At 39.9% G+C, this 11,924-nt stretch carries 9 protein-coding genes; all 9 read left to right on the forward strand.

The annotated features are described in order from the left end of the window. The first annotated feature begins 114 nt into the window (after positions 1-114). Positions 115-2,205: a HEPN domain-containing protein gene (locus tag ACK1I8_RS03615; RefSeq protein WP_412467983.1), complete on the forward strand. Its 2,091-nt coding sequence runs from the start codon at positions 115-117 to the stop codon at positions 2,203-2,205. 85 nt (positions 2,206-2,290) lie between these two features. Then, a complete protein-coding gene (cobA, locus tag ACK1I8_RS03620; protein ID WP_412467984.1) occupies positions 2,291-3,067 on the forward strand; it encodes a uroporphyrinogen-III C-methyltransferase in 777 nt (258 codons plus the stop codon). Beyond that, complete coding sequence (locus tag ACK1I8_RS03625; protein ID WP_412467985.1) at positions 3,051-4,562, forward strand: TSUP family transporter; 1,512 nt, start codon at positions 3,051-3,053, stop codon at positions 4,560-4,562. The genes cobA (ACK1I8_RS03620) and ACK1I8_RS03625 overlap by 17 nt, the downstream gene beginning before the upstream one ends. A 2-nt stretch (positions 4,563-4,564) precedes the next feature. Next, positions 4,565-5,266, forward strand: coding sequence for a phosphoadenylyl-sulfate reductase (locus tag ACK1I8_RS03630; RefSeq protein ID WP_412469345.1), 702 nt, complete (start codon positions 4,565-4,567; stop codon positions 5,264-5,266). Positions 5,267-5,515: 249 nt separating this feature from the next. Further along, complete coding sequence (gene cysD / locus ACK1I8_RS03635; protein ID WP_412467986.1) at positions 5,516-6,421, forward strand: sulfate adenylyltransferase subunit CysD; 906 nt, start codon at positions 5,516-5,518, stop codon at positions 6,419-6,421. A gap of 141 nt (positions 6,422-6,562) precedes the next feature. Then, positions 6,563-7,813 carry a sulfate adenylyltransferase subunit 1 gene (locus ACK1I8_RS03640; protein ID WP_412467987.1) on the forward strand — a complete coding sequence of 417 codons (1,251 nt, stop codon included), beginning with the start codon at positions 6,563-6,565 and terminating at the stop codon, positions 7,811-7,813. Between the two features lie 535 nt (positions 7,814-8,348). After that, positions 8,349-8,813 carry a hypothetical protein gene (locus ACK1I8_RS03645; protein WP_412467988.1) on the forward strand — a complete coding sequence of 155 codons (465 nt, stop codon included), beginning with the start codon at positions 8,349-8,351 and terminating at the stop codon, positions 8,811-8,813. 326 nt (positions 8,814-9,139) lie between these two features. Then, entirely contained in the window at positions 9,140-9,934 is a 795-nt protein-coding gene (cobA, locus tag ACK1I8_RS03650; RefSeq protein ID WP_412467989.1) for a uroporphyrinogen-III C-methyltransferase, read from the forward strand. Between the two features lie 570 nt (positions 9,935-10,504). Beyond that, on the forward strand, positions 10,505-11,917 hold the full coding sequence (locus tag ACK1I8_RS03655) for a glycogen synthase (RefSeq protein WP_412467990.1): 1,413 nt from the start codon (positions 10,505-10,507) through the stop codon (positions 11,915-11,917). The last annotated feature ends 7 nt before the right edge of the window (positions 11,918-11,924 follow it).

Genomic DNA, 11,924 nt, shown 5'->3' on the forward strand with positions numbered 1-11,924 from the left:
AATGATGTGCTGTTGTAAAACGCAATAACAGGAGCCTACACACTACTTTAAGTATAAAATATGGAATGCTTCTCGATGATAGGGAAGCATTTTTAGAATAAGCTAACAACACATATGCAAAGTTTCAGAACAGAACTCGAAAATCCGATTGTTGAGCAGGACATTATCGATTTGGAGAATAAGATTAAAGCTTTCAGAGATGGAACCATCCACGAAGAAAAGTTTAGAAGCCTGCGCCTGGCACGCGGTGTTTACGGACAAAGGCAGCCAGGTGTGCAGATGGTTCGTATCAAACTGCCCTTTGGTAAGGTAACCTTCAAACAGTTATTGCGTATTGCCGATATTGCCGATGAATACGGAAGTGGTAACCTGCACTTAACTACCCGTCAGGACATACAGATCCACTATGTGAGTTTAGATCGCACACCAGAACTTTGGGCCAAACTGGAACAGGACGACATTACCCTTCGCGAAGCTTGTGGGAATACGGTGCGTAATGTAACCGCTTCTCCGAATGCAGGAATAGATGCAGAAGAACCTTTTGATGTTTCACCTTACGCACAAGCGGTATTTGCTTACTTTTTGCGGAACCCGATCTGTCAGGAAATGGGCCGCAAAATTAAAATTTCTTTTTCTTCCAGCGATAGGGATACCGCATTTAGTTACATTCATGATTTAGGCTTCATTCCGAAGATTAATGAAAAAGGGGAACGTGGCTTTAAGGTTTTATTTGCCGGTGGTTTAGGGGCGCAGCCCTTTTTAGCCAATGCCGTTCACGAATTTTTGCCTGAAGATCAGTTAATTCCTTTTACCGAATCTGTTCTTCGCGTGTTCGACCGTTATGGCGAGCGTAACAACCGTAACAAAGCACGGTTAAAGTACCTGGTTCAGAAATTAGGCTTAGAGGAGGTGCTGCGTTTGGTTGCTGAAGAACGCATTGCCAACAAAGTAAAAACATTTAAAATTGATGTTAACGCTGTTTCACAGCCACTCTTGCCTTTAGAACAAGAATATCCTGCGGTAGAAATATTGAACGAGGCACATTATAAACACTGGTTGGCGACCAATGTAGTTGAGCAAAAGCAGGCAGGATTTTACGGCGTTTATGTAAAAGTTCAGGTAGGCGATATCAAAACAGATAAAGCAAGAGCATTTGTTGATGCCATCAGGTTATACGTGGCTGATGAAATCAGGATTACCCAAAACCAGGGCTTATTGTTAAAGTTTGTGCGTAGGGAAGCGTTACCTTCTCTATATACCGCATTAAATAAAATTGGCTTTACTACAGCCGGTTTCGATAGTTTGGCCGATATTACCACCTGCCCGGGTACCGATACCTGTAATCTGGGTATTTCCAATTCAATGACACTTGCCGAAGTTTTGGAAGAAGTAATTTATACCGATTTTCCGGAGTTGATTTACGAGAAAAATATCAAGATCAAAATCAGTGGTTGCATGAACTCTTGCGGTCAGCATGGACTGGCTGAAATCGGATTTCACGGAAGTTCTCTAAAAGCTGATGGAAAAGTGGTTCCGGCTGTACAGGTCATGTTGGGCGGTGGAACGGTAGGAAACGGTGTAGGTAGGGTAGCCGAACGTGTAATTAAGGTGCCTTCTAAAAGGGCAACCAGTGTTTTACACTTTATTTTGAATGATTTTAAAGCCAATAACCTGGCTGATGAAAACTTCCACCAGTATTATGACCGAAAAGGTAAGGATCACTTTTATCAGCTGTTAAAACCACTGGCCGATTTAACGAACCTGCAGACCGAGGAATTTGTAGACTGGGGACATGTGGAAGAATTTGTAACTGCCATTGGTGTGGGTGAGTGTGCTGGTGTAGTGATCGATTTAGTGGCTACCTTATTGTTGGAAGCTGACGAAAAATTTGACTGGGCGAAACAGAACTTAGATAAAGGTGCTTATGCCGATGCTATTTACCATACCTATGCCGCATTTGTAAGCGCAGCAAAATCATTATTGTTGGATAAAGGAGTGAACAGTAGCACACAGGTTGGTGTAATCCGTGAGTTTGATAACCACTATGTAGAAACGGGTGAATTTAATTTACCAACCAATTTCTCTGACCTGGTTTTACAGATTAATAAAAACGAACCAACCGCAGCGTTTGCACAGCAATATTTTAACCAAGCCAGTCAATTTTTAAATCAGATTAAAGAGAAAAGGGCGGTATTGGTAAAGTAATTGAATGATAGAATTAGCGAATAATAAACACTTGCTATTAAACATTCACTCATTCAACATCCAATATTCCGAATTAAACACAAAGATGAGCGATCAGAAATTAAATATAGAATCAAAAATTACCCTTTTGGGCGCAGGTCCCGGCGATCCGGATTTATTAACCTTAAAAGGTGTAAAAGCATTGCAAACTGCTGATGTGGTGTTGTACGATGCTTTGACCAACGAGGCTTTACTGGAGCATGCGCCTGCCGAAGCCATTAAGGTTTATGTAGGAAAACGTTCTGGTGAGCATTCTTATCCTCAAGATACCATTAATAAATTGATGATCGATTATGCCTTAAACTATGGTCACGTAGTGCGTTTAAAAGGAGGTGATCCATTTGTTTTTGGAAGGGGATACGAGGAATTGGATTATGCCGCATCTTACAGCATTCCGGTTAGTGTGATTCCGGGTATTTCAAGTTCTATCGGTGTGCCGGGTTTACAACAGATTCCGGTTACCCACCGTGGTATGAGTGAGAGTTTTTGGGTAATTACCGGAACAACTACATCGGGCGAGGTATCTGCCGATATTTACCAGGCAGCACAGTCCAAAGCTACGGTATTGGTACTGATGGGACTTAAAAAATTATCAAAAATCGTGGAGATTTTCAAAGCGGCTGATAAGCATAGTTTACCGGCTGCAGTGGTGCAGAACGGATCGGCAGAAGATGAAAAACTAGTTGTTGGCGTGGTTGAAACCATCGAAAGTCTGGTGCAACAGGAAAACATTAAGGCACCTGCCTTATTGATTTTCGGAGAAGTTGTATCATTGCATCCATCATTCAAGGACTTAATTAAACAATATGCAAGTATTGCCTAACCAACCTGATCATGTAGCACGTTTTTCTGAAGAAGAAAAAGGCAATCAGCTTTTTCCGGTTTTTATAAAGCTGAACAAGCTGCGTACATTATTAATTGGGGCAGGGAATATCGGGTTGGAGAAGTTAACAGCGATTGTGAATAACAGCCATCGTGCTACTGTTACCATCGTTGCAGAAATCATTTCATCAGAAATTTATACACTTATTGCAAATTATCCACATATAAAGGTGAAGCAGAAAAGTTTTGATATCAATGATTTGGATAATATTGATATTGTTTTTGCAGCAACCAATAACTATATATTAAATGACGAGATCAGGAAGGTTACGCACGAGCGCGGTCTGCTGATCAATGTGGCTGATAAACCCGAACTTTGCGATTTTTACCTTGGATCGATTGTTCAGAAAGGCGATTTAAAAATTGCCATTTCGACCAATGGAAAATCGCCAACCATTGCCAAACGTTTAAAGCAGATTTTAAATGAAGGCTTACCGGCCGAGCTGGATGAAACTTTGCAGAATATGAGTGCTTTGCGCCAGACTTTAAACGGTGATTTTTCGGCAAAAGTAAAAAAACTGAATAAGGTTACCCAAAGTTTAATCAACCCTAAAAGAAGTTTTGCGGAGCGCAATATCAAATGGTTAATTTGGGTGGCTTCGGTTTTACTGATTGGTGCTATCGGATTTTCTTTGTGGAATACTGAACCAGAATTTCAAAGTTTCTTAATCAACATAGATCCCTTGTTTTATTGGTTTTTAGGCGCAGGATTTGTATTTGCATTAATAGATGGTGCCATTGGGATGTCGTATGGTGTGACCACCGCATCTTTCTCGCTGGCCATGGGCTTACCTCCTGCATCTTCAAGTATGGCCATACACATTTCTGAGGTAATGAGTAACGGAATTGCAGGATGGATGCATTACCGGATGGGGAATGTAAACTGGAAATTATTTAAAATTTTAATCGTTCCTGCTATCATCGGAGCCGTTTTAGGCGCTTACATCCTTTCCTCATTAGAACATTACAGCAGTTATGTTAAACCGGTTGTTGCCGTTTATACACTATTTCTGGGTGCTGTTATTTTAATGAAAGCTTTTAACATTAAAAGAAAAAAAGCTGATCAGAAAATTAAAAAAATTGGTTTATTGGGTTTTGTAGGTGGTTTTATCGATGCAGCCTTTGGTGGTGGCTGGGGGTCAATCGTATTATCCAGTCTGATCGCCGGTGGCAGGCATCCCTTGTTTTCTTTGGGTACGGTAAAAATCAGCCGCTTTTTTATCGCCACGTTAAGTTCACTTACTTTTTTTACCATGTTAGGTGGCAAACATTGGGAAGCCGTTGTGGGCTTAATTATCGGGAGTGCAATCGCATCGCCGATAGCCGCAAAAGTATCCAACAAAATTTCTGCAAAAACCATTATGGTTGCTGTGGGGATCATTGTAATGATCGTAAGCTTACGAAGCGTAATCATGTTTATTCTAAAATTAATTTAGTGATGGGGAACCCAGAGAAGATCAAAGCAGCACTGAAAGGTTTAAGTACTATAGATAAGCTGAAATTTTTGGCAGATAAATACGCCGGACGTATCATATTTTCGACCAGTTTTGGCTGGGAAGACCAGGTGATTACCCATTTAATTTTTGCCAACAACATTCCGATCAAGGTTTTTACCTTGGAAACCGGACGTTTGTTTCCGGAAACCTATTATGTCTGGAACCGCACATTAGAAATTTATAATAAACCTATTCATGCCTATTATCCGCAGAACGAACTGTTACAGGATATGGTAAACACGAAAGGCCCCAACAGCTTTTACGAATCGGTAGAAAATAGAAAAGAATGCTGTTACATCCGTAAGATCGAACCTTTAAAAAGAGCGTTAAAAGGAAACGAAATCTGGATAACAGGCATCAGGGCCGATCAGAGTGCCAACCGCGAGGATATGCATGATGTAGAATGGGACGAAGGAAACCAATTGATTAAATTTCACCCCATTTTCAGCTGGACGCTGGATGAGGTGAAAACCTATATCAAAGAGAACAATATTGTGTACAATACTTTACATGATAAAGGTTTTCCGAGTATAGGTTGCGCACCCTGTACAAGAGCAGTACAGCCGGGTGAAGATTTTAGGGCCGGAAGATGGTGGTGGGAAGAGCAAAGTAAAAAAGAATGTGGTTTACATGCCGCTAGCTGATGGAAGATGTAAAATGGAACCCTTGATACGTCATTGCGAGAAGGCTTTTTCAGCCGACGAGGCAATCTTTTAGTAAAAGTGAAATAAGTAAGTGGCGGAGGAAATGGAAAATAGCAAACAGTGCGATTGAATGAATGCCTGGCAACCTTCAAACATTCCAACAATTTTAACAACAATAATACAATAACAAATAACTTTGAGCGTCTGGAACATTCCAACATTCAACATTTAAACATTCCAACGATTGAAATGAGTACATATAATTTTGATTATTTAGACGAACTGGAAGCCGAAGCCATTCACATTTTACGTGAAGTTGCGGGTCAGTTTGAAAAACCAGCCCTGTTATTTTCAGGGGGAAAAGATTCGATTACCCTGGTTCGTTTAGCAGAAAAAGCATTTCGTCCGGGTAAATTTCCTTTTCCACTGGTACATATAGACACTGGTCATAATTTCGAGGAAACCATTACCTACCGCGATCAAATGGTAGAAAGAATTGGCGAAAAGCTCATTATTGGTTCTGTTCAGGAATCTATCGATCAGGGTAAAGTAGTAGAGCAAACCGGAAAAAATGCCAGCAGAAATGCATTGCAGACGGTAACTTTGCTCGATACCATTGCCAAATATCAGTTTGATGCCTGTATTGGTGGTGCACGTAGAGATGAAGAGAAAGCCAGAGCAAAAGAGCGTATTTTCTCTGTCCGCGATGAATTTGGCCAATGGGATCCAAAACGCCAGCGCCCTGAACTTTGGAATATTTACAATGGTAAAATCCACAAAGGAGAAAACATCCGTGTATTTCCGATCAGTAACTGGACTGAGCTGGACGTATGGAATTATATCCGTCGCGAAAAAATAGAATTGCCAAGCATTTACTTCTCGCACGAACGTGAGGTAATTACCCGCAACGGACAACTGATGGCTGCCTCACCGTTTTTAAATATGGATGAGGAAGATGTGGTAGAACGCAAACAGGTTCGTTTCCGTACGGTTGGCGATATGTCTTGCACCGCCGCGGTAGAATCGGATGCATTTTTGATCGATGATATCATTTCAGAAATCAGTGCCTCAAAAATTTCAGAGCGTGGTGCACGGTTAGACGACAAAGTTTCTGAAGCTGCAATGGAAGACAGGAAAAAGGGAGGATATTTTTAGGGAGTATCAAGTAGTGAGTATCAGTTATCAAGATTGGGCCCCACTTTAACAAACCTTAAAATAATTCAAGTAAATAGTATTAATTGATAAACCTGATAAGGTCTTGATACTTAATACTTTTATCTTAATACTACAAATAACATGAACATCTTAAAATTTTTTACAGCAGGCAGCGTAGATGATGGTAAAAGTACCTTAATTGGCCGTTTGTTATACGATACAGATTCTATTTTAGCCGATCAGTTAGAAGCTTTACAACGCTCTAACCGAAAAAATGATGATGGAACAATAGATTTAGCCATTTTAACAGATGGTTTAAGGGCAGAACGCGAACAGGGAATTACCATTGACGTTGCCTACAAATACTTTCAGACAGAAAAACGTAAATTTATCATAGCGGATACGCCTGGTCACATTCAATATACCAGAAATATGGTTACAGGTGCTTCTACGGCTAATCTGGCCATTATTTTAATTGATGCCCGTAATGGTGTGGTAGAACAGACCATCCGTCATTCCTATATTGTTTCGTTACTGGGCATCAAACATGTGGTGGTTTGTATCAACAAAATGGATATGGTTGATTACAGCGAAACCGTATATAGCGCCATTATCGAAAAATACAAAATTCTGGCTCAGCAATTAAAACTGGCCGATGTAACTTATATTCCGGTAAGTGCATTAAAAGGAGATAATGTGGTACAAACATCAGAAAATATGCCATGGTATGAAGGAGAGAGTTTGTTACATTTCTTAGAAAAGGTGGATACTGATCACCTGGACCGATCGCAATTAGCCCGGATGCCCGTACAGTGGGTGGTTCGTCCGCAAACAGCAGAACTGCACGATTACCGTGGTTATGCCGGACGTGTGTTGAGTGGAACCTTTAATTTAAACGATAAAGTTACTGTTCTTCCATCAGGAGCAAGTTCTGTTGTAGAGAAAATTGAATTTTTTGATGAAGAGCTTGATGCAGCGCACGCGGGTCAATCGGTTATCATTCATTTAAAAGACGATGTAGACATTAGTCGTGGCGATACCATTGTAAACGCATCGGCTTTGCCACAGGAAACAAAGCTGATTGAAGCAGACCTTTGCTGGATGGATACCCGTGCCCTGGATCCCTCCATCATGTACAACATCCAGCATAACAGCAAGGTTACCAAATGTAAAATCAGCGAAATTCTGCATAAGGTAGATATCAATACCTTAGAAAAACATGCTGCAGAAGAATTTAAATTGAATGATATCGGCCGTGTGATTGTGAAAACCGCTGATGCTTTAGCTTTTGATTTATATGATGATAACCGCGCAAATGGTTCGGCTATTTTAGTTGATACCCGTACCAATTTAACTGTTGGAGCATTAATGTTCAGGGCAGCAGTGGAGTAAGGTATAAGATGAAGTAATGTAAGATGGATGATGGGGAATAACCGATTTGTGATGACTATATTCCGGATAGCTTCATACATTTGTCATCCTGAGGGATAATTTATTTTATAAAAATCAATACGAGCGACAGAAATTTTATTTGATAATATTCCTCATCATCATTGCCAATTTGATTGGGAACCACGAAGTGCTCATGAATGCCACAGAACAAAAAAAAACGCATGAATCATCTTAAGCGCCTGTGTTAGGATTCCCGCATGCGCGGGAATGACGAACGCGCTGGTCGATTCTGTAAATGGTAGCGTATTCGAAGATTTTTTGTACGTGTAAAATCCTTACTGTTCTTAATTCTCTAATGTTGGAAAAATAATAAGGAATGCTTTAGATTATGCTAAAGCGAAAACAATTTCAGCGGGACGCCAAATGGTAGTCCCGTTTTTCGTAACTGGGTTTTTTGTATATTTAACTTATGGAATTGATTCAAATTTTTCATCTTCCAATTACATTATAAACGTAAACCCCAATATCAAACCATATGAAAAGAAATCTCTTTTACTCCGTTTTTACAGCTATTCCTTTTGTTGTTGCCTGTAACCAATCAGCTAAAAAGACTGATACTGTAAAAAAGGATTCGGTGGTCAATCAAACCTGTTACGCTGCTTTTTTCGAAAAAGACAGCGCCGCTATGATTGTGAAAACCATGGCATCTGGCAAAGTAACCGGTTCATTGTTGGTAAAATATGCTGAAAAGCCTGAAAATAACGGCAAAATAAGTGGAAAGTTTAATGGTGATACTTTACTGGTTGATTATCGTTTCAACACGGGCAAAGATACCACAAAGGCATTTACCAACCCATTGGCATTTCTAAAGAAAGATGGTAAACTCATGATGGGGGTTGGACAGATTGAAACCACTTTAGGTAGATCGTATTTTGTTAAAGGGAAACCCATCAATTACGAAGCGGGTAAGTTTACTTTTTCGGAAGTGGATTGCAAATAAGCCTGGTTATCCTGAGCCCAGCAAAGGATCTTTCATTCTAGAATTCTGGTTCTGGCGTTTCGCTAAGACCCAATGTATCGATCATGGTTTATTTTAGCCGCGGATACCCGGAAAGAAAGTAGACATTTTTGCTTGTTACGCTCCATTCTGTGTTACCATCATTTTGAGCGATAGCTATAAGATCAGGGATGACAACCATATAAAGATTCTTAACCGCGTTCAGAATGAATGACGGAAAAATATTTTAAAATAAATTACTACAATTTCTATAGACTTTATATATTTGTATTATCGAATAAACGAATAACGAACATAAACTTTCAGTTATGATTTTGAATAAAGTAGAAAAAGCGAACATTGAACCAAAAATTACTTTGATAGGTGCAGGTCCCGGCGATCCGGATTTATTTAGTTTAAAAGGGGTAAAAGCATTAAAAACAGCCGATGTTGTTTTATATGATGCAAATGTGAATGAAGCTTTACTTTGTTATGCTCCAGATGGTATTCCGAAAGTTTATGTGGGCAAACGTTCTGATGATGAATCATTTTCTCAGGATGCAGTGAATAAGCTCATCATCGATTATGCGTTAAACTATGGCCATGTCGTTCGTTTAAAAAGTGGCGATCCCTTTTTCTTTGCAAAAGGATATGAAGAAATAGATGCTGCAGAATCTTATAGTATTCCTACTGAAATCATTCCCGGTATTTCGAGTGCTACAGGTGCACCAAGTTTGCAGAAGATCCCCATGATTTATAAAGACATGAGCGAAAGCTTCTGGGCAGTAACCGGAACAAATTCTAAAGGTGATCTTTCAGAGGATTTGTATATTGCTGCGAAAACCAAAGCGACGATTGTTGTTTTAAATGGGATTGAAAAGGTAAAAGAGATTGCAGCCATATTTCAGGCAGAAAATAAAAATCTGTTGCCCGTTGCAGTCATTCAAAATGGTTCTACACCTGAGGAAAAAATCGCGGTAGGTATTGTTGATACCATTGCGGAGATTGTGGAAGATAAAAAAATAACGGCTCCGGCTTTATTGGTTTTCGGTGATGTAGTATCATTACACCCTCAATTTCAGCCTATCCGCGATTTCTACGAGATCATCGCTGAAGAATATTAGGTATTTTTACCAAAGTATATATTTGTTTTGTTGTTAAGAGACCGCTTATGGATTTAAGCGGTTTTTTTTATGTGCTGCAATTTTAAAAACCTATGCGGCTTCACCCTAAACTTCCGCCCGGCCAGTCGGACGGGTGTTTCAGGGTCTTTGAAGTAAATAGCTGCTTTAAAAAAAAAACGCCGCTTTTATCTGCAAATCAGCGGGAAATTATTAGCCGTCTGTTCACGCAGATCTAAAAAGATCACCGCTGAAAAATTAATATCTGCTTTAGATCGGAAGCAACTTTGCTGATAAGCCTGATTGCGGTGTAAAGCCCGCACGCAGTGAGGACTTGCAACGTAAAGCAGGGCTGCAGGCCGCCACAGAAAACAGAACATTCACTTTCTAAAAAAACTTAAATTAATTTCTTGAGCCGTCACCCTGAACTTGTTTCAGGGTCTTTATAGTAGGATAGATGCTGAAATAAACTCAGCATGACGAAAGTAATAATCAACTAAAAATATAATTTTCATTATTTGCAAAACTCAAAACAATTAGTAACTTACTTGGGTTATCTACACCAAATATTTGATGGAAATTATACACATAAGTGCCGAGTGTTACCCTGTTGCAAAAGTTGGTGGTTTAGCCGATGTAGTAGGGGCCTTACCTAAATACCAGAATAAACTAGGCCATATTGCCAAGGTGGTTGTTCCTGCTTACGATACCAAATTTATCCGCGAAAGTGAATTTGAGGTTACATATGATGCCTGGGCAAATTATGGAAACAACCATTTTCAGTACCGTATTTTGAAAGAAAAAACCAATAAACTTGGTTTCGATTTATATATTGTCCATATACAAGGCTTAACCGACCGCCCAAATGTATATGGCTATAACGACGATACGGAGAGATTTGTTGCTTTCCAGATTGCTACCCTTGATTGGATTGTACAGTGGGAACATCGCCCGGATGTAATTCATTGTCACGATCACCATACAGGTTTAGTCCCATTTATGGTTTCAAATTGCCTAAAATATAATCTGATAAGTGGCGTCCCAACCGTTTTAACCATTCATAATGCACAATATCAAGGTCAGTTCGGCTGGGATAAATTGTACTATTTACCAGCATTCGATTTATGGAAGGGTGGCTTACTGGGTTGGGATGATGCTATAAATCCTTTAGCATCTGCCATTAAATGTGCCTGGAAGGTCACTACGGTTTCGCCGACTTACCTGGAAGAAATGATGGGTTTTGCACGTGGACTGGAAAGTTTGTTGAGACAGGAGCGTTGGAAATCAGTTGGAATATTAAATGGAATCGATAGCGAAGTGTGGAATCCTGGAACAGATCCAATGTTAAATAAAGGTTATACGGTAAAAACAGTCGAAGCTGGGAAATTGGCAAACAAAAAAGCACTTTGCGATGTTTTTCAATTAGATTCATCGAAGCCTCTGTTTACCTTTATCGGAAGATTGGTTGATGAAAAAGGTGCCGATATTTTGCCCGACATTTTTTATACTGCTTTACAACAGCATGGCGATAACATCAATATCCTGGTTTTAGGCTCGGGAGATAGCTGGGTGGAAGGAAGGTTAAACCAGTTGAAGGATTTCTTTGGGGGCAGATATAATGTTTATATAGGTTATAACGAACAGGTTTCGCATCAGATGTACGCTGGTGCAGACTTCCTGATCATGCCATCGAGAGTGGAGCCTTGTGGATTGAATCAGTTATATGCCTTACGTTACGGAACGGTTCCGATTGTGCGCCGGGTAGGTGGGTTGAGGGATACCGTCATTGATATTGGCGACAATGGTTTCGGGATCTGTCACGACCAAACCAGTATTTGGGATGTTACACATTCCATTAACCGCGCAGTTGGATTTTACAATGATAAAAAAGCATTTAAAGCTGTAAGAAAAACCATGATGAAAATCGATCATTCGTGGGACAGGGCAGCCTTGAATTATATAGAATTATACCAAAATTTAAAATAAGCTTAAG

It is taken from the genome of Pedobacter sp. KLB.chiD (genome assembly GCF_047040275.1).
Taxonomy (GTDB): domain Bacteria; phylum Bacteroidota; class Bacteroidia; order Sphingobacteriales; family Sphingobacteriaceae; genus Pedobacter.